The 17,320-nt window shown below is 45.8% G+C and carries 19 protein-coding genes; 13 read left to right on the forward strand and 6 right to left on the reverse strand.

Annotated features, from left to right (window positions below):
• The first annotated feature begins 112 nt into the window (after positions 1-112).
• The 6 genes from metG to F0U83_RS11285 all read left to right on the forward strand — a co-directional run bounded on the left by metG (position 113) and on the right by F0U83_RS11285 (position 7,190).
• Positions 113-2,137 (forward strand): methionine--tRNA ligase, encoded by a 2,025-nt coding sequence (gene metG / locus F0U83_RS11260; RefSeq protein WP_138987112.1) that lies wholly within the window; start codon positions 113-115, stop codon positions 2,135-2,137.
• Between the two features lie 378 nt (positions 2,138-2,515).
• Positions 2,516-3,529 carry an amino acid ABC transporter substrate-binding protein gene (locus F0U83_RS11265; RefSeq protein ID WP_138987160.1) on the forward strand — a complete coding sequence of 338 codons (1,014 nt, stop codon included), beginning with the start codon at positions 2,516-2,518 and terminating at the stop codon, positions 3,527-3,529.
• 96 nt (positions 3,530-3,625) lie between these two features.
• Positions 3,626-4,822, forward strand: a complete 1,197-nt coding sequence (locus F0U83_RS11270) for an amino acid ABC transporter permease (protein WP_138987111.1) — start codon at positions 3,626-3,628, stop codon at positions 4,820-4,822.
• Between the two features lie 9 nt (positions 4,823-4,831).
• Entirely contained in the window at positions 4,832-5,929 is a 1,098-nt protein-coding gene (locus F0U83_RS11275; protein ID WP_138987110.1) for an amino acid ABC transporter permease, read from the forward strand.
• Between the two features lie 23 nt (positions 5,930-5,952).
• A complete protein-coding gene (locus F0U83_RS11280) occupies positions 5,953-6,723 on the forward strand; it encodes an amino acid ABC transporter ATP-binding protein (RefSeq protein WP_138987109.1) in 771 nt (256 codons plus the stop codon).
• Positions 6,724-6,839: 116 nt separating this feature from the next.
• Entirely contained in the window at positions 6,840-7,190 is a 351-nt protein-coding gene (locus F0U83_RS11285; RefSeq protein ID WP_138987108.1) for a HopJ type III effector protein, read from the forward strand.
• A gap of 27 nt (positions 7,191-7,217) precedes the next feature.
• Here the strand turns inward: F0U83_RS11285 and F0U83_RS11290 are convergent, their stop codons facing one another.
• From F0U83_RS11290 to dinB, 3 genes are all read right to left on the reverse strand, one after another.
• On the reverse strand, positions 7,218-8,777 hold the full coding sequence (locus tag F0U83_RS11290; RefSeq protein WP_138987107.1) for a SulP family inorganic anion transporter: 1,560 nt from the start codon (positions 8,775-8,777) through the stop codon (positions 7,218-7,220).
• Positions 8,778-8,900: 123 nt separating this feature from the next.
• A complete protein-coding gene (locus F0U83_RS11295) occupies positions 8,901-9,461 on the reverse strand; it encodes a nucleoside deaminase (protein WP_138987106.1) in 561 nt (186 codons plus the stop codon).
• Positions 9,448-10,536, reverse strand: coding sequence for a DNA polymerase IV (gene dinB / locus F0U83_RS11300; RefSeq protein ID WP_138987105.1), 1,089 nt, complete (start codon positions 10,534-10,536; stop codon positions 9,448-9,450). The genes F0U83_RS11295 and dinB overlap by 14 nt, the downstream gene beginning before the upstream one ends.
• A gap of 937 nt (positions 10,537-11,473) precedes the next feature.
• Between dinB and F0U83_RS11305 the strand changes: the two genes are divergently transcribed.
• Both F0U83_RS11305 and F0U83_RS11310 read left to right on the forward strand, forming a co-directional pair.
• Positions 11,474-12,742: an AAA family ATPase gene (locus F0U83_RS11305; RefSeq protein ID WP_170221765.1), complete on the forward strand. Its 1,269-nt coding sequence runs from the start codon at positions 11,474-11,476 to the stop codon at positions 12,740-12,742.
• The gene (locus tag F0U83_RS11310) at positions 12,735-13,184 is read left to right on the forward strand and encodes a hypothetical protein (RefSeq protein ID WP_138987103.1); all 450 of its coding nucleotides are present in this window, start codon (positions 12,735-12,737) and stop codon (positions 13,182-13,184) included. Before F0U83_RS11305 ends, F0U83_RS11310 begins: the two co-directional genes overlap by 8 nt.
• A gap of 461 nt (positions 13,185-13,645) precedes the next feature.
• On the opposite strand, the gene F0U83_RS11315 is transcribed toward F0U83_RS11310, so the two are convergent.
• From F0U83_RS11315 to F0U83_RS17370, 3 genes are all read right to left on the reverse strand, one after another.
• Positions 13,646-13,894 (reverse strand): type II toxin-antitoxin system Phd/YefM family antitoxin, encoded by a 249-nt coding sequence (locus tag F0U83_RS11315; protein WP_138987102.1) that lies wholly within the window; start codon positions 13,892-13,894, stop codon positions 13,646-13,648.
• Positions 13,895-13,981: 87 nt separating this feature from the next.
• Complete coding sequence (locus F0U83_RS17365; RefSeq protein WP_338036375.1) at positions 13,982-14,242, reverse strand: VOC family protein; 261 nt, start codon at positions 14,240-14,242, stop codon at positions 13,982-13,984.
• A 27-nt stretch (positions 14,243-14,269) separates the two neighbouring features.
• Positions 14,270-14,404 (reverse strand): VOC family protein, encoded by a 135-nt coding sequence (locus F0U83_RS17370; protein WP_338036376.1) that lies wholly within the window; start codon positions 14,402-14,404, stop codon positions 14,270-14,272.
• A 106-nt stretch (positions 14,405-14,510) separates the two neighbouring features.
• On the opposite strand from F0U83_RS17370, the gene soxR reads away from it, so the two are divergent.
• From soxR to F0U83_RS11345, 5 genes are all read left to right on the forward strand, one after another.
• A complete protein-coding gene (soxR, locus tag F0U83_RS11325) occupies positions 14,511-14,957 on the forward strand; it encodes a redox-sensitive transcriptional activator SoxR (protein ID WP_420813331.1) in 447 nt (148 codons plus the stop codon).
• A gap of 108 nt (positions 14,958-15,065) precedes the next feature.
• Positions 15,066-15,473, forward strand: a complete 408-nt coding sequence (locus F0U83_RS11330) for a rhodanese-like domain-containing protein (RefSeq protein WP_138987100.1) — start codon at positions 15,066-15,068, stop codon at positions 15,471-15,473.
• A 70-nt stretch (positions 15,474-15,543) separates the two neighbouring features.
• Positions 15,544-16,128, forward strand: a complete 585-nt coding sequence (locus F0U83_RS11335; RefSeq protein WP_211343643.1) for a DJ-1/PfpI family protein — start codon at positions 15,544-15,546, stop codon at positions 16,126-16,128.
• 97 nt (positions 16,129-16,225) lie between these two features.
• Positions 16,226-16,666: a phosphate-starvation-inducible PsiE family protein gene (locus F0U83_RS11340; RefSeq protein ID WP_138987099.1), complete on the forward strand. Its 441-nt coding sequence runs from the start codon at positions 16,226-16,228 to the stop codon at positions 16,664-16,666.
• A 33-nt stretch (positions 16,667-16,699) separates the two neighbouring features.
• Entirely contained in the window at positions 16,700-17,308 is a 609-nt protein-coding gene (locus tag F0U83_RS11345) for a MarC family protein (RefSeq protein ID WP_138987098.1), read from the forward strand.
• The last annotated feature ends 12 nt before the right edge of the window (positions 17,309-17,320 follow it).

The raw sequence follows: 17,320 nt of genomic DNA on the forward strand, positions 1-17,320 counted from the left end.
TAGTCAATCCAATGGGAACTGTCCACTAATTTTATGTGAATTATGTTCATTAACCTTGCTTAACACCGTAAACTAGACTCATTCTTACTCACTAATGCCGTTATTTGTAATCATGTCAGAAAATCAGCGAAAAATTCTAGTTACGAGCGCCCTACCCTATGCCAATGGCCCGATTCACCTCGGCCATTTAGTCGAATATATCCAAACAGATATCTGGGTCAGGTTTCAGAAACAACGCGGTCATCAATGCACCTATGTTTGCGCAGATGATGCCCACGGTACGCCTATCATGCTAAAAGCAGATCAGATGGGCATCTCGCCTCAAGTTCTGATTGACCAAGTCAGCCAAGAGCACCAGCGGGATTTTTCTGGCTTCATGGTGGGTTTTGATAACTACTACTCTACCCATTCCGAAGAAAACAAGCACTTTGCATCGTTGATCTACACACGCTTGCGCGATAAGGGCCATATTGCCCGCAAAACGATCACACAGGCATACGACCCAGAGAAAGAGATGTTCTTACCGGATCGTTTCGTCAAAGGTGACTGCCCTAAATGTGGTGCTCAGGATCAATATGGCGACTCTTGTGAAAAATGTGGCGCAACCTATAGCCCTGTAGAGCTAAAAAATGCTTACTCAGCAGTTTCTGGCGCAAAACCCATTGAGAAGGAGTCGGAGCACTACTTCTTTAAATTGGGTGACTTTGAGGACTTCTTGCGCAATTGGGTCGATAACCATGTGCAAGCGCAAATGATTCATAAACTCAATGAGTGGTTTGAATCCGGCCTACAAAACTGGGACATTTCCCGCGATGCACCCTACTGGGGATTTGAAATCCCAGATGCACCGGGCAAATTCTTCTACGTATGGCTGGACGCACCTATCGGCTACATGGCCAGCTTTAAAAACTGGTGTGAAAAAAACGGTGTCGATTTCGATGAGTATTGGAATGAGTCCTCAGATACCGAGCTGTACCACTTCATTGGCAAAGATATTGCGTACTTCCATACCCTCTTCTGGCCAGCCATGCTCGAAGGCGCAGGATTCCGCAAACCCAATGGGGTATTCTGTCACGGCTTCCTAACGGTTGATGGACAAAAAATGTCCAAGTCCCGCGGCACCTTTATTATGGCCGAAACCTACCTTAACCACCTTCGCCCCGAATATTTACGCTATTATTTTGCGGCGAAGCTTGGCTCAGGTATCGACGATATCGACCTCAACTTAGAAGACTTCCGCTTACGCGTGAACGCCGATCTCGTTAACAAAGTGGTCAATATCGCTTCACGTTGCGCAGGCTTCATCAAAAAGTTATCTGATGGTCAGTTATCAGACACTTTAGTTAATGCTGAGCTTTACCAAGAAGCTGTCGAAGCGGGCGACGCCATCGCCGCAGCCTATGAAAGCCGTGAATACAGCAAAGCGATGCGCGAAATTATGGCGATCGCCGATAAAGCCAACCAATTCATCGACACCGCTGAACCTTGGGTACTGGCAAAGCAAGAAGGTAAAGAGCAAGAAGTTCAGGATTGCTGCTCTATCGGTATCAACCTGTTCCGCGTGATCTGTACCTATTTGGCCCCGGTACTCCCACAAGTTGCTGAAGATGTGAAAGCCTTCCTCAACTTAGAGACATTGAATTGGGACGACATTAAGTCTCCTCTGCTTGACCACCGCATCAATAAATTTAAGCCCCTGATGCAACGTGTCGAAGAGGATAAAGTCAACGCCATGATCGAAGACAGCAAAGCAACAATGGCTTCGACAGCGCCCGTTATCTCGACACCGCTTACAGAGGAACCAATCGCAGACACCATCAACTTTGATGAATTTGCGAAAGTGGATCTACGTGTTGTCAAAATTGCCGCAGCAGAGCATGTTAAAGGTGCCGACAAGCTACTTCAGTTAACACTGGATCTAGGAGGCGAGACCCGCAATGTCTTTGCAGGCATCAAGTCAGCTTACGCGCCAGAAGAGCTTGTCGGTAAGCATACAGTGATGGTCGCCAACCTCGCACCACGCAAAATGAAATTTGGTGTTTCCGAAGGTATGGTACTAGCAGCCGGCCCGGGTGGTGAAGATATCTGGATTCTGGAACCACATGAAGGTGCCCAGCCCGGAATGCGGATTAAATAACCGCGACGTTTGCAAAAATAAGAGGCCCCTAGTGGGCCTTTTTTCGTTTTAACTGCACCAGTGTCGGGCGGTGACGCACCAAACTTGTACTTGAAGTCAACTTTTACTACTCTTCTTGTATATCAACGAGATACTTAATAGGCAATTTCCCCTACGTAGTTTCAACATTGAAATTAACGTGCATTTTTGGAAACCTTGTTTAGTATCTTATACATGCTGATTTGATCGTCAGCAGTGAAGAAAAAGCCGAAAATAATAAAAAACTAAAAGTAGGTATACCCTTTGCATAGTTCTCCACCGGATGTTGCTCCTCAAACGCAACATATTACAGACCACAATAACAACAACTTCCCTGATCCCAGGAGGATTACCCTAATGATGAAGAAAAGCTTAATAACTGCTGCCATTCTGTCTGTAGGATTCGCTGGCCACGCAATGGCTGAAGGAACACTTGATGCGGTTAAAGCCCGTGGTGTTATTCAGTGCGGCGTGAGTACAGGCCTGCCTGGTTTTTCGAACCCAGATGACAAAGGCAACTGGAAAGGCTTAGATGTTGATATGTGCCGTGCGGTTGCTGCTGCAACACTTGGCGATGCCACTAAAGTTAAGTATATCCCGCTAACGGCTAAAGAGCGTTTTACGGCGTTGCAGTCTGGCGAAATTGATATTCTGCCACGTAACACCACTTGGACTCAGACACGCGATACTCAGCTGGGTCTTAACTTTGCTGGCGTGAACTACTACGACGGCCAGGGCTTCATGGTTTCTAAAAACCTAGGCGTTAAAAGCGCCAAAGAACTGGATGGCGCTGCGGTTTGTATCCAGGCAGGTACAACAACGGAGTTGAACCTAGCGGATTACTTCCGTCTCAACGGTATGAGCTACTCACCTGTGGTATTTGACACTTCAGACCAGACAGTTAAAGGGTTTGAATCAGGTCGTTGTGACGTACTGACCTCTGACCAATCTCAGCTTTATGCACTACGCATCAAACTAGAGAAACCAGATGCAGCGATGGTACTACCTGAAGTGATCTCCAAAGAGCCGCTAGGCCCTGTGGTTCGCCAAGGTGATGACCAATGGTTTAACATCGTTAAGTGGACTCACAATGCAATGCTGAATGCCGAAGAGCTAGGCGTAACATCAGCAAACGCTGAAGAGATGAAAAAATCTCGTGATCCTAACGTTCGTCGCTTAATCGGCCTAGAAGGTCCAAAAGGTAACGGTCTAGGTCTAAATGACGATTGGGCTTACCAAGTGGTCAAACAGGTTGGTAACTATGGCGAATCTTTCGATCGTAACGTGGGTGAAGGCTCACCATTGAAAGTATCCCGTGGTATCAATGCTCTATGGAGCAACGGTGGTCTTCAATACGCACCACCAATGCGCTAATCATAAATAGTGGGAGAAGCATGCTTCTCCCACATTTAAAGTGATTGTGGGAGCCTGTTCCTTAGGCTCCTCTGTTTTGTGCCCGTGGAGAGTTCGATGTCGTCATCAAATCGATCAACCCCGGAGAAGGCCGCAAAAAAAAGCACCAGTTTCTGGAATGATCCAGATAAGCGCGCTTTGCTGTTCCAGGTTTTACTGGTACTGGGTCTTGCAGCCTTTCTCCTCATCATTATTAACAACACGCTGAGCAACCTAGAGCAACGCGGTATAACGACAGGGTTTGATTTCCTGAGCGTTGAGGCTGGCTTTGGGATTCTTCAGTCTCTTATTCCTTACACAGAAGCTGATAGCTATGGACGCACTTTTTTCGTCGGCTTACTGAACACATTAATAGTTTCGATTTTAGGTATTATTGCAGCCACCTTTTTAGGCTTCTTATTAGGCGTTGGCCGTTTATCACAGAACTGGTTAATCTCTCGAATCTGTACCATTTATGTCGAAATATTCCGTAACATACCTTTGTTACTACAGATTTTCTTCTGGTATGTCGCAGTACTTAGACCCCTACCCTCACCGAAACAAAGTTTCGAGTTTATGGGGACATTTTTAAACAACCGCGGCTTATATCTACCCGAACCTGTTGCTCAAAGCGGCTTTGGCTTGGTTATTTTCGCGATCATAATCGGTTTTGTAGGCGCTTGGCTCATGGGCCGCTGGGCTGCAAAACGCAAAGATGAAACGGGCCAGGATTTTCCAGTAATCTGGGCAGCCCTAGGCTTAATCGTAGGCTTACCGCTGGTTGTCTTTTTACTGGCAGGTGCTCCTATGACCGTTGAGTACCCTGAGCTTAAAGGGTTCAACTTCCGGGGCGGAATTACTATTATTCCTGAGTTAATCGCCCTATGGCTGGCACTCACGATCTACACAGCGGCGTTTATTGCCGAGATAGTTCGTGGTGGCATACTTGCCGTTCCCCATGGGCAATTAGAAGCCTCTAGCGCACTAGGCTTACCACGGGGGCGCACCCTCCGGTTTATCATTATTCCTCAGGCGATGCGTGTCATTATTCCACCACTGACAAGCCAATACCTCAACCTAACAAAAAACTCCTCACTCGCAACCGCCATTGGTTACCCAGATCTGGTATCTGTATTCATGGGCACAACCCTGAACCAAACAGGCCAGGCGATTGAGATTATCTTTATGACGATGGCTGTTTACCTCACCTTGAGCATACTCACTTCGATGTTCATGAACTGGTATAACAAGCGCAGCGCGATGATTGAGAGATAGGGAGTAGATATGAAATACGAATTACAACCTACTCTTCCACCACCAGCGAACACAACCGGTGTGCTGGGCTGGATGAAGCGCAACCTGTTTAATGGGCCGATCAACTCAGCCGCTACGATTGTATTGGGTTACTTTTTGCTCATGACCTTAGGGCCTGCCCTAAAGTGGATGTTTATAGACGCTGACTGGTTCGGAGACTCCAAAGCAGCCTGCACATCGGGTGGTGCTTGCTGGGTATTTATAACCCATCGCTTTGATCAGTTTATGTATGGCTTCTACCCAGAAGAGGGCTACTGGCGTATTAATGCGGCTTTTATCATCTTTGCGGCCTGTATCGCTTGGCTGGTTATTGAAAAGACACCTTATAAAGGCTACGTCGCCGCATTTACGCTGTTGATCTACCCATTCATTGCTTTCTTCCTGATTTATGGTGGTAGCTTTGGATTAGAGGTTATCGAAACCCATAAATGGGGCGGCTTAAGCCTGACGCTGGTGCTAGCCGTTATCGGTATCGTAGCGGCCATGCCTCTGGGTATCGTGCTCGCACTGGGACGACGCTCTAACATGCCGATTATTCGTTCGTTCTCGGTCATCTATATCGAGTTTTGGCGAGGCGTACCGCTGATTACCGTACTCTTTATGGCATCGGTAATGCTGCCACTGTTCGTAACCGAAGAGATCACATTAGATAAACTGGTTCGTGCCCTTATCGGTATCACACTCTTCCAGTCCGCCTATATTGCCGAGGTTGTCCGCGGGGGCTTGCAAGCCATCCCTAAAGGCCAATATGAAGCAGCAGACGCACTGGGGTTGGGCTACTGGAAATCGATGATATTTATTATCCTTCCCCAAGCCTTAAAACTGATGATTCCCGGTATCGTTAATACCTTTATCGCCCTGTTCAAAGATACCAGTCTGGTATTGATCATCGGCCTGTTTGATCTACTGGCTATTGTTCAATCCGCTAACAGCGACCCTGAATGGCTTGGCTTTGCGACCGAAGGCTATATTTTCGTTGGCTTTGTATTCTGGATCTTCTGTTTTGGCATGTCCCGCTACAGCATGGGACTGGAAAGACGTTTACAGACTGGCCATAACACGCGCTAAGACGACGTGGAGAACCTATTATTATGAGCACACAAGAAGCACAGAAAAACTCTGAAAAGTTGATGATCGAGTTAAAAGATGTCAACAAGTGGTATGGCGAATTCCACGTACTAAAAAACATTAACCTTGAGGTGCAACGGGGTGAGCGTATCGTTATTTGCGGGCCTTCAGGCTCTGGCAAATCGACAATGATTCGTTGCATTAACCGATTAGAAGAGCACCAAAAAGGTGACATTATCGTTAATGGTGTCGAGCTAACCAACGACCTTAAAAACATCGAAACGATCCGTAAAGATGTCGGTATGGTGTTCCAGCACTTTAACCTTTTCCCTCACCTGACCGTGTTGGAAAACTGCTGCTTAGCACCTATCTGGGTGAAAAAAGTCCCTAGAGCTGAAGCCGAAGCAACCGCCATGAAATACCTTGAGCGCGTTAAAATTCCGGATCAAGCCCTGAAATACCCAGGCCAGCTATCGGGTGGACAGCAACAGCGTGTGGCTATTGCCCGCTCCCTGTGTATGAACCCCGATGTGATGCTGTTTGACGAACCGACCTCTGCACTCGACCCCGAGATGATCAAAGAGGTACTGGACGTTATGATCGAGCTAGCCGATGAAGGCGGCATGACCATGTTGTGTGTAACGCACGAGATGGGCTTTGCTAAAACCGTTGCTGACCGCGTTATCTTTATGGATGCCGGCCAAATTATTGAAGAGAACGAGCCTCACGAGTTCTTCAACAATCCGCAGCACGAACGTACCCAACTATTCCTGAGCCAAATTCTTCAGCATTGATCGGGAAGTGCAAGCTTAAGCGGCCTTTTGGCCGCTTTTTTTATACCAGCCGTGAACTATTCAATCATTCATGTTAAAAAGCTTTCCCTAAACGTAACCAAGAAAAAAGGACAGCTATGACACCCGAAGCTTTTTGCGAACAGCTCAACACCCCCGCTCAAGTCGACTTTGAAGACAGCATCGCCGTTATTAGCGAGCATTTCGACTACACCCCAACCGCCTTCACCAATGGACTAAGCGATAGCAAAGCGATCAATGGGGCAGGACAAAATGAAGGATCATGCAAGATCTTTGCGTTTGCCAAACTCATGGAACTGAACGAGCAACAAACCCTGCATTGCTTCGGGCGCTTTTATCAAGACGTACTCAATACGCCAGAGGGAAATGACCACGCCAATATTCGCAACTTTATGCAAGATGGCTGGACAGGTATTACTTTTGAAGGTCAGGCACTTACCCGCAAGTAAGCGCCCTTTAAACCAACGACCGGCGGCTTACGCCAGCTGGTCGTCTGCTACTTTGTATTTTGGATCTTCGATCAGATTGACCTCAACCAAACTACCCGCTTTTTGAAGTAAAGACACACACTCAGGGCTAAGGTGGCGCAGATGCAACGTCTTACCTGCTGCTAGATAGCGCTCAGCCACCGCATCTATCGCCTCAATACCCGAATGATCCATCACACGAGAATCTTTAAAATCGATGATCACATCATCCGGATCACTCTTAGGTTGAAAGTTATCACGGAAGCTCTGCGCAGACGCAAAAAACAGCGGCCCATGGGATAAGTAAACCTTGGTGTTGCCTTCATTCTCGGTCCAGGTTTCAAACTCCACATGCTTAGCATGTTTCCATGCAAACATCAGCGCCGACATAATCACACCCACGACCACCGCAATCGCCAAGTCGGTCATTACCGTGACCACCGTCACCGTCAGTACAACCAACAGATCTGCTTTTGGCACCTTGCCCCACAAACGCAGGCTCGCCCACTCAAAGGTCGCAATCACCACAATAAACATCACGCCCACCAGCGCAGCAACCGGAATAATTTCGATCAAGCTGGCGCCAATCAAAATAAACGCCAACAAAAATAGCGCCGCAGAGATACCCGATGCACGACCACGGCCACCCGAGTTAATATTAATCATGCTCTGGCCGATCATGGCACAACCGCCCATACCTCCAAAGAAACCTGTCACGACATTGGCAACACCCTGCCCTACACACTCTTTATTACCGCGCCCGCGGGTTTCTGTAACCTCATCAATCAAGGTCAACGTCAGCAACGACTCAATCAAACCAATTGCCGCTAAAATCACCGCATACGGAAAGATGATATAAAGCGTCTCTAAGGTAAACGGCACCATCGGAATCGCAAAATCAGGCAAACCACCCGCAATTGTCGCAGCAGGGTTACCGGTCATATTCGCCAACACATCCTGCACCGTACGGGTATCCAGATCTAAGCCGATCACCAATAAAGTCACGGTCAGAATCGCCGCCAATGATGAGGGAATCACACGGGTAAACTTAGGCAAAAAGTGAATAATCGCCATCGTTAATGCCACCAAAGCGAGCATCATGCCCATATCACTACCCTGCAGCCACTGTAATTGGCCGCTATCATCCGTGAATTTAAACTGCTTTAACTGCGCCAAAAAGATAACGATAGCCAAACCATTCACAAATCCCAACATCACAGGATGGGGTACCAAGCGAATAAACTTACCTAAACGAAACACCCCCGCAAGGATCTGCAAAATACCCATCAGCACCACCGTAGCAAACAGATACTGCACACCATGCTGCGCCACTAAACTGACCATCACCACCGCCAGCGCACCCGTAGCACCCGAGATCATACCCGGACGACCACCAATCGCCGCCGTAATTAAGCCCACCATAAAGGCCGCATACAAGCCAACCAGCGGCTCTACACCAGCGACAAAAGCAAAGGCGACCGCCTCCGGCACGAGGGCCAGCGCCACTGTCAAACCCGACAGCAGGTCATTTTTCATACTTTGAGTTTTAGAAACGAGCAGTTGAAACATTCATCACTCCGAAATGGGATGTGTGTTAAACAGTTTGAACGGGGTTAAAAAAGTGCCGGATTTTAACAGAAATCACCCCATGCTGACACACCAGCGTGACAATTCAATAAAACCCATCAACCCTTATGAAGAAGAGATCTGGCGTTGCGCCAGCAAATTTTTGCGTAACTCGGCGACCCCATATTGTGCAAGGTCTTGTGCCAATTGGCGAAGTGCATCACTGATATGCGCATGATAAAACGATTGTAAACTCGCTAAGTTTTGCCACGCAGGCGGCATATCATCCAACCGAGATACCATCCCTCCCGCTGGGTCTTCCGCCATATATTTAACGACCCCAAAACCAGCTAACAGAATCCGGCTCAAACACATGGGGCAAGGCTCCAAAGAGACCACCAGCTTCAGATCATCGGGGTTCAACTGGCCGGCCAGTTCAGACTCAAAACGATCTATCAATCGCATCTCTGCATGGCCCGACGAACAATAACCCCCTGAGAACACCTGATTCTGCGCCTCGATCAAAGTATTTCCCGCAGCATCCAGCAACACCGCACCGACGCCATAATCCCCCGTTCGCAAAGCTGCAAGCGCCAACTCACAACAACGTAAACCACACGCCTCATCCCTAAAATCCGGATGGATCACATACCCCGCGACACGGGCGGCTAAATCAGTCAATGTCATGCGGATTGACTCCTTGGTTAGCTGGCCATAACGGCAGTTGCTCGGCCACCTCTACACCCCCAGGCTGTAAACGATAACCCAAGCCTAACAACCTCACTGGCTTATTTGCGCGCAAAAAACCCTGCTCCATCAAAATCGGAAACAACCCCGGTTGATCCCCCTGCACATGCTGCTCCACCGTGGTTTGCGTAAAATCATTAAACTTCAACTTTACAAACACCCCTTGGATACCCAACGACGCTTTATGCTTACTATAACGCGCCTGTAGCTCCGCATACAAAGGGGCAATCTGCGCTAAACACGCCGCCAATGTTGCTAAATCCTTAGGGAAGGTATGCTCAACACTGACCGACTTACGAATACGGTGATTCGACACCTCACGGTTATCAATCCCCAAACTTAGCTCATGCAAACGCTTACCAAAACGGCCAAACTGCTCGATCAGTAAACTCAGCGGCTGGCGGCGCAAATCAGCACACACCATCACGCCCATGGCATGCAATCGCTCAGCCGTTTTTGCCCCTACCCCGTGCAGCTTATCCACCGGAAGCGACAACACAAACGCATCAACCTGATCCGGTGTAATCACAAACAGTCCATCCGGTTTTTGCCAATCACTGGCAATCTTTGCCAAAAACTTATTCGGCGCAACACCCGCCGAAATCGTAATACCGGTCTCGGCCTGTACCCTCGCCTTGAGCATCTGCGCAATACGGGTCGCACTGCCCTGAAACAACTCCGTATCCGACACATCCAAATACGCCTCATCCAGTGACAATGGCTCGATCAGCGCTGTGACCTCCTGATAGATCGCCATAATCTGTACCGATACCGCCTTATACACCCCCATACGCCCCGGAATCACCTTAAGTTGCGGGCACAACTTAAGCGCATGAGCCGTCGCCATCGCCGAACGCACCCCAAACGCACGCGCCGCATAATTGCAAGTTGCAATCACACCCCGCCGATCGGTACTGCCACCAATCGCTAACGGAATATCCCGATATTCAGGAAAATCGCGCATCTCGACCGCCGCATAAAAACAGTCACAATCACAATGGATGATCTTACGCATCGCACCACTTCACCGCTGCATTCCCACCACACAAGATTAATACTGTTTTTTTATACAGCATATTTAGCAAAAGTCAAAAAAGATGCGCACTTTGTCTAACCCCAGTGCACACTATTCTGCTGGACAACCCCTACAACTCCACTACAATCAAGTAAATAGAAACAAGCTCAAGGAAGATAACGCGCACACGCCAGAATGATATTGCGCATGCGCATTTACAGGGAAGCCACCTGATAACTCCTTCCAAAAAGCTTATTAAAAAATAATGTGTTAGAGCGGTTTCTGACCTTTAAGTAAGGAATGATATCACTCACGCAGGTGAATAAAATATTAAGTGTAAAAATATGATCAAGCACATCCTAACTATTTTAGTATTGATGTTTCTCCTCGTAGGCTTGGGAACTATAGGCCTCTATAAATTGGCAGGAACATACTCCGGTCAAGATGCTATTTGTTTGTCTGGACTAATTGCAGGTTGTTTTGTTGGCTTGTGGTACGGAAAAGTAAATGGAGTAAAACCAATTTATGCCGTATTGGTATGTGCAGTTTTCCTAAGTCTGCCGCTGGTGGTTTTGTCGCTCGTCCTCGCTCACGCGAACCAAGACTACGTTGAATCACTAGCTTTTTTTAGCATAGGTTTTTCGTTGCTTTCATCGTATGTAGTAGGTCTGGGCTGGGGTAAACACTTAACAAACCAAAGCAGCAAGGGCCCTTCGGGCCGGGACGCGCTAATGCACGCCCCTGTTTGAAGCGTTAGGTGCTCCCCATCTGCCCGCAAAAATCATGCACTTAAGCTTCGTTATCGTGCTATTTTTGCAAAGATCATGGTTAAGTGATATAGTTAAGCTTATATAATTTTCAATATATGGCATAAACAATGCTTATAGATTTTTCCTTGCAAAACTACTCTTCCTTCAACTCGAAACAAGAGTTGAGTATGCTCGCGTCTACCTCAACCAAAGAGAATTACAATCTAAATAACACCAAACAAATTAATGCTTATGGTATTAATAGCCTTTTAAAAAGTGCATCTATTTTCGGCGCAAATGCTTCTGGAAAATCTAATTTCGCAGCTGCGCTTAACACATTAAAAAGCCTTGTTCTTGAATCTCTAGATTCGATTAATGATAAGACAGTAAAGAAAGTCGTTCCATTTCTACTAAAAGAAAATCTCTTTGACAAACCGACGGAGTTTGAGATTACATTCTTAGCAATGGATAACATGTATCGGTATGGTATATCTATCGAGCAAGGGGTAATTTCTGAAGAGTGGCTCTACTGGACTAAAACATCAAGAGAGACTCAATTATTTCATAGAGAAGGGCAAAAGGTAGTTTTCAACCAACGCTCATTCAGTGAAGCAAAATCCTTTGTTCATAAGGAAGGTGACTCTTGGAATATTGAAAAAACAAAACCGTTTGTTCCATTTGTTTCTGTATTATCCCAGTTCAATGGCAAAAAATCAGTTGTCGTGACGGACTGGTTTCAAAAACTAAACGTTATTTCTGGACTAGATGACTATGGATTTAAAGAGTTCACCATTGACTTATTCGAAGAAAATAGTGAATTCAAAGAATGGTCTCTTGAAATCCTAAAATCTCTTCAAATCGAAGATATTATTGTCGATGAGACCGAAGAAAACCTTCCTTTACTTAAGAAAGGTTCTTTAGATGACTCCGATCTTGATGATGCATTAAGCAAGCTTCATAGCTTCATAGAAAAAAATAAGATAAAAAAGAAACTGATTAAAATTGTTAAGGTAAACCCTGAAACTGGAAAGTTTTATTCTTTTCCACTCTCGTTAGAATCCGAAGGTACAAAGAAATTAATCTATCTTCTAGGTCCGTTGTATGATGTGATTAAAAATGAAGAGATTTTGATTGTCGATGAGTTTGACAATAAGTTCCATACCCTTTTATGTAAATTTATTATTGATCTTTATCATAAAAGTAATCAAGGAGCTAGCCAGCTAATTGTAACCTGTCATGATACAAACCTGTTAACTAAAGAGTTATTTAGAAGAGATCAAATTTGGTTTGTTGAAAAAACCCCCCTTAATGAAAGTGAAATATATTCGCTTGTTGAATACAAAGAACACTACACAAGGAAAGAAGGCAGTTACAGTAAAGATTACCTTTCAGGAAAGTATGGCGCCATCCCTCTTTTCGGTTCCATAGATGATTTAGGTGAAATCCTGAATGGCTAAGCGTGATAGAAGCGGAAGAAAAGATAGGTCACGTAAAGAAAATACAAGAAACGAAAGAAAAGTTATCCAAAATAGAGAACTCATGACTTTTAGTTTCAAGTATTTGGATCAAACACAACCTTCTAAACAACCTGAAACTATTGCACTATGGGAAGAGCTAGAATTGCTCAACCCTCTTATAAATAGACTTTCAGCGATTTCGCAACTATCCAGAGATGAGGCGGTTAATCAGCACCAAATAAAGCCTTATGGTGACTTTCCACCCAAAAATAAGACTGATTTTTTTCATCCACAACACGTTGAGGAAAATGTCGAGTGGGCTGTTATAGAAGGCATAGGAGGGAAACCGAGGGTCGCAGGTTTCATCTCGGAGAGTACGTTCTATATAGTGTTTCTAGATAGCAAACACAAATTTTGGATATCAGAAAAAAAACACACCTAACAAAGCGTTGGTATGACTCCCACTGTCAAGCTTAAGCACAGATACTCCTGCTTTTTTTAAGCCTACTGGTAAAATAGATAGAGTTAATGAATCGAATGAGAATATGCAATGACAAGTAACTCGTTAATTGATAGATATATGAGCAGCGGTTTGATGGTAGTTGCTTCGATGTTTCTCTATATTTGGTTTTCATACGAATTTTACGAGCAGGTGCCTACAATATTTTGGTTAGTATCAGTATTTTTTGTCATGTTCCAAGCAGAGCACATCTACAATTTCATTGGCCGTAATCGATATAAATCATTGCTGTTTTTGTCTGGAACAATCTGGCATCGGCTCATTGCTTGTTTAATACCCTCTATTATCGTTGCAATAACGTGGTGGCCTGTAAGCGGCTTATAATCGGATCTAATAACCCTCAGCCCCCACAACTCCCTACATGCAGGTTCGCACAGGGCGTTTCACAGGTCATCAATATTTACCGATATGCTCTCTTCAGATTCACGCTCGTTAGCAATAGCAAGCAGCTCAAGATCTTCGAGTCTGTCGAGCATCAATTCATACGCTTCAGCAGGCACGCAATAAAACGCTGGTTCATTTCGGTTTAATACAGCTACAGGTTCACCATAAGCGCTAGTTGCAACTTTCATAGGGTTAGCTTTTAGCTCTGTAATACTGGCTGCAACATCGGCCAAAATCCTAGTGGTCATACAATAGGTCTCTTAAGTGGTCTTTATATCGGTCATTATAGTCTCAACTAAGCAGTATCACAAGGCGTCACTAAGCTACAGAATGATTTACCCCTCTGTTAGATTCCTTTCACTTGGTGCATCACTGAGATACTGTACAAACTCCACTTCAAACCCATCGGGGTCGGTAAAGTAAACATTGCGCCGGTGGGTGTTTTTTGCCCCTGGGTTACTGATGCTAAAACCAGCTTTTTCTAGTCGGGCGATCATGGCATCAATATTATTGGTGATAAATGCAAAGTGTGCCAACCCGACTTGGTGGCCTGTGTGGTCTCTATTCTCCCCTTCACCATATTCATTCAGCGCCAAGTACTGGAAGTCATCACCAAAGTGTAACTAGGTTCTTGGTTTGCCGTACCATTCACCATGGCCTTTGTCGCGGATCACCCAATGGGGAAAGGCTGCTTGGTAAAACGCTAACGACGCGCTTAGGTCTTTTATCACAAGGTTTATATGTTCTAGCTGCATCATAATCGTGTTTCCTTAACAGTGTTTGATTCAAGATGCAGGGCATGTTAAAACCTCAAGTTAAGTTGAGGTAAAGCATTTTTTTAACTTTTTTATAGAGAGTATGACAATGGGTGAATGGGCCGTAGGCCGAGTAGCAAAACGTGCAGGTGTAAAGGTAAGCACCCTGCACTTTTATGAAAGCAAAGGTCTGATATTTAGCTATCGCAATGCGGGCAACCAAAGGCGTTATTCTCCAGAGGTACTTAGGCGTATTTCGGTGATTAAAGCAGCGCAAAAGCTGGGGGTGACGTTAGAGGAAATCCGTGAGGCTTTTTCCAGTTTGCCAGATAATCGCACCCCCACCCAACACGACTGGGAGCAGCTGTCTAAACAATGGAATCATCAGTTGCAGCAGCGTATTCACTATTTAGAGAGGTTACGTGATTCATTAACGGGGTGCATCGGCTGCGGCTGTTTATCGATGAAAAACTGCCCCTTATATAACGAAGACGATAAATTGGCAGCTGAAGGCTCAGGGCCTGTGCTATTAAATCGTAAGAGAGAATCTGAGTAATTGACACTTTGGCTTAAAGTTAACGATATATGTCTTTTAAGCCAGCAGTATGAACAGCCTATTTGCTCGATACTGGCATGACATACATATCGAAAAGGAGTCATTGTTATGTCATCTGCCGTATCTCGCGTAGCTGCCGCCAGCAGTGAAGAAGCATTACGCCATTTTGAAGGCTTATTACGTTTTGAGGCCGATTGCTGGGATGTACACCACGCGATCAGTAACGGTCGCCAAGACTTTGTATTGCTCGATGTACGTAGTATTGAGTGTTTTACCAAGGGCCATGTAGAAGGCGCCGAAAGCTTGCCTCATCCGCGTATCAACGAAGCCGCTTTATCACGCTACCCTGCCGATACATTGTTTGTGGTGTACTGTGCAGGCCCCCACTGTAATGGCACAGAGAAAGCCGCTATTCGCTTAGCCAAGCTGGGCCGTCCCGTAAAGAAGATGATCGGTGGTGTCACCGGCTGGATAGACGAGGGCTTCGTTTTAGTGTCAGGCACACCCGATTCCTGAGGTCACACTTCGCTGACGCACAACCTAGACTGCTCTTTGCCTGATTTAGATCTTATAACGATGGGAGTTCATGATGAATATTGGCATCTATTTTTACGACAACGCAGAAGTGCTCGACTTTGCTGGCCCTTTTGAGGTGTTTAGTACCGCCAAAAGGCTGGGAGCTGATCACTGGAACGTGAGCCTGATCGCTCAGGAATCAACCGTTATCGCCCGTGGAGGTTTTACTGTGCAGGCTGATTTCACCTTAGCGAATGCACCCGCGCTTGATGTGCTAGTCGTCGTCGGGGGCGTGCATACAGAAGAACTCAAAAAACCGCCTGTACTGGATTGGATAGCACGTACATCATCCAAGACTCAACTGACAGCATCCGTTTGTACCGGTGTCTTTTTACTAGCAGAAGCGGGTGTAGTCACTCATCAACAGGTAACTACACACTGGGAAGATATACCTGATCTAAAGAGTACCTACCCTGCATTGAATGTACTGGAAAAGCAACGCTGGGTTGAGGATGGCGCCATTGTCACTTCAGGCGGCATCTCTTCGGGTATCGATATGAGTCTGTTTTTGGTGAGCAAACTCGCCTCTCGCGAACTGGCTGAAAAGACAGCAACCCAGATGGAGTATCGCTGGAAGAACTCTGCGGCGCTATAGAAACAACCGCTTCCGTTGTCTGAAGCTGGCTGTTAAGATCCCTTACCATGGGTGGCTCGTGTTTAGGGATCTTACGGCAGATGGGGAGCGTCACATTATGGGTGAAGAAATCAATAAAGCCGTGTCATTAGTGCATTCGGTAAAACGGTTGATGTCGTTTATTGTTCTGATTCTAATGACCATCATTGTTGCCATCTCAATTGTTGAATTAGGCATTCTGCTCTACACAGATCTATTTGATCCGACCGATGATGTCTTGTTTCTTGAGATTGATGAGCTTTTTAGAATCTTTGGTTTCTTTTTTATCATTTTGATTGGTTTTGAGCTGATAGAAACCGTGGAGATGTATTTCAAAGAGAATGTTATCCATGCAGAGGTCGTGCTACTCGTTGCCGTGATAGCGGTTTCACGTAAGGTAATTCTGCTAGATTTAGAAAAGTATGACCCTTTGGCAATCATCGGTTTAGGGATCATTATCATTGCCCTTGGTGGTTGTTATTTCCTGATCAAACTCAGTTATAGGCCTCGTAAGGCCTGACTCTGCTGTACTCATTGTACGAGGCTTTGATTGATGGATGAATTTGCTTCGACCTTTATTTTCTTTTTTGCCGTAATTGACCCTATCGGCACGGTACCTGTGTTTTTAGCGGTTACAGCCCACTATGACAGGCAGCTGAAACGTAAAATTGCATTGCAGGCAACTGCGATCTCAGCCGTTATTTTGCTCTTCTTTATTGTCGTTGGCGAACTCATTCTAACCGCGTTAGGCATACCACTTTCAGCCTTTGAAGTTGCAGGCGGAGTAATATTGTTTTTGTTTTCCTTAACGATGATCTTTGGGGACGGTAAGCCAGAGGAGGAGCTTAAACTTACCCACAGCAGTACTGAAAAAGCAATTTTCCCTTTAGCTATCCCCTCAATTGCCAGCCCCGGGGCAATTCTTGCCGCCATCATGCTAACCGAGAAAGACCGCTTTCATGTTACTGAGCAACTACAAACCGCGTTTATCATGCTGCTGGTGCTTGTTGTCGTATTGATTCTTCTTCTGTGTGCTAGCTGGATCGATAAGTTGATTGGTAAAAGCGGCGCCAGCGTGATCAGTCGTATTATGGGGATCATTTTATCAGCCGTTGCGATCACCAGTATTTTGTCAGGTATCAAAAACTATTATGGTCTGTAAGTGGGCTTAAAT

It is taken from the genome of Neptunomonas concharum (assembly GCF_008630635.1).
Lineage (GTDB): Bacteria > Pseudomonadota > Gammaproteobacteria > Pseudomonadales > Balneatricaceae > Neptunomonas > Neptunomonas concharum.

What these genes read in the sequence shown, in the direction of transcription:
- metG (WP_138987112.1), top strand. Translation starts at nt 113, where the DNA reads ATGTCAGAAAATCAGCGAAAAATTCTAGTTACGAGCGCCCTACCCTAT.
- F0U83_RS11265 (WP_138987160.1), top strand. Translation starts at nt 2,516, where the DNA reads ATGAAGAAAAGCTTAATAACTGCTGCCATTCTGTCTGTAGGATTCGCT.
- F0U83_RS11270 (WP_138987111.1), top strand. Translation starts at nt 3,626, where the DNA reads ATGTCGTCATCAAATCGATCAACCCCGGAGAAGGCCGCAAAAAAAAGC.
- F0U83_RS11275 (WP_138987110.1), top strand. Translation starts at nt 4,832, where the DNA reads ATGAAATACGAATTACAACCTACTCTTCCACCACCAGCGAACACAACC.
- F0U83_RS11280 (WP_138987109.1), top strand. Translation starts at nt 5,953, where the DNA reads ATGAGCACACAAGAAGCACAGAAAAACTCTGAAAAGTTGATGATCGAG.
- F0U83_RS11285 (WP_138987108.1), top strand. Translation starts at nt 6,840, where the DNA reads ATGACACCCGAAGCTTTTTGCGAACAGCTCAACACCCCCGCTCAAGTC.
- F0U83_RS11290 (WP_138987107.1), bottom strand. Translation starts at nt 8,777, where the DNA reads ATGTTTCAACTGCTCGTTTCTAAAACTCAAAGTATGAAAAATGACCTG.
- F0U83_RS11295 (WP_138987106.1), bottom strand. Translation starts at nt 9,461, where the DNA reads ATGACATTGACTGATTTAGCCGCCCGTGTCGCGGGGTATGTGATCCAT.
- dinB (WP_138987105.1), bottom strand. Translation starts at nt 10,536, where the DNA reads ATGCGTAAGATCATCCATTGTGATTGTGACTGTTTTTATGCGGCGGTC.
- F0U83_RS11305 (WP_170221765.1), top strand. Translation starts at nt 11,474, where the DNA reads ATGCTCGCGTCTACCTCAACCAAAGAGAATTACAATCTAAATAACACC.
- F0U83_RS11310 (WP_138987103.1), top strand. Translation starts at nt 12,735, where the DNA reads ATGGCTAAGCGTGATAGAAGCGGAAGAAAAGATAGGTCACGTAAAGAA.
- F0U83_RS11315 (WP_138987102.1), bottom strand. Translation starts at nt 13,894, where the DNA reads ATGACCACTAGGATTTTGGCCGATGTTGCAGCCAGTATTACAGAGCTA.
- F0U83_RS17370 (WP_338036376.1), bottom strand. Translation starts at nt 14,404, where the DNA reads ATGATGCAGCTAGAACATATAAACCTTGTGATAAAAGACCTAAGCGCG.
- soxR (WP_420813331.1), top strand. Translation starts at nt 14,511, where the DNA reads ATGGGTGAATGGGCCGTAGGCCGAGTAGCAAAACGTGCAGGTGTAAAG.
- F0U83_RS11330 (WP_138987100.1), top strand. Translation starts at nt 15,066, where the DNA reads ATGTCATCTGCCGTATCTCGCGTAGCTGCCGCCAGCAGTGAAGAAGCA.
- F0U83_RS11335 (WP_211343643.1), top strand. Translation starts at nt 15,544, where the DNA reads ATGATGAATATTGGCATCTATTTTTACGACAACGCAGAAGTGCTCGAC.
- F0U83_RS11340 (WP_138987099.1), top strand. Translation starts at nt 16,226, where the DNA reads ATGGGTGAAGAAATCAATAAAGCCGTGTCATTAGTGCATTCGGTAAAA.
- F0U83_RS11345 (WP_138987098.1), top strand. Translation starts at nt 16,700, where the DNA reads ATGGATGAATTTGCTTCGACCTTTATTTTCTTTTTTGCCGTAATTGAC.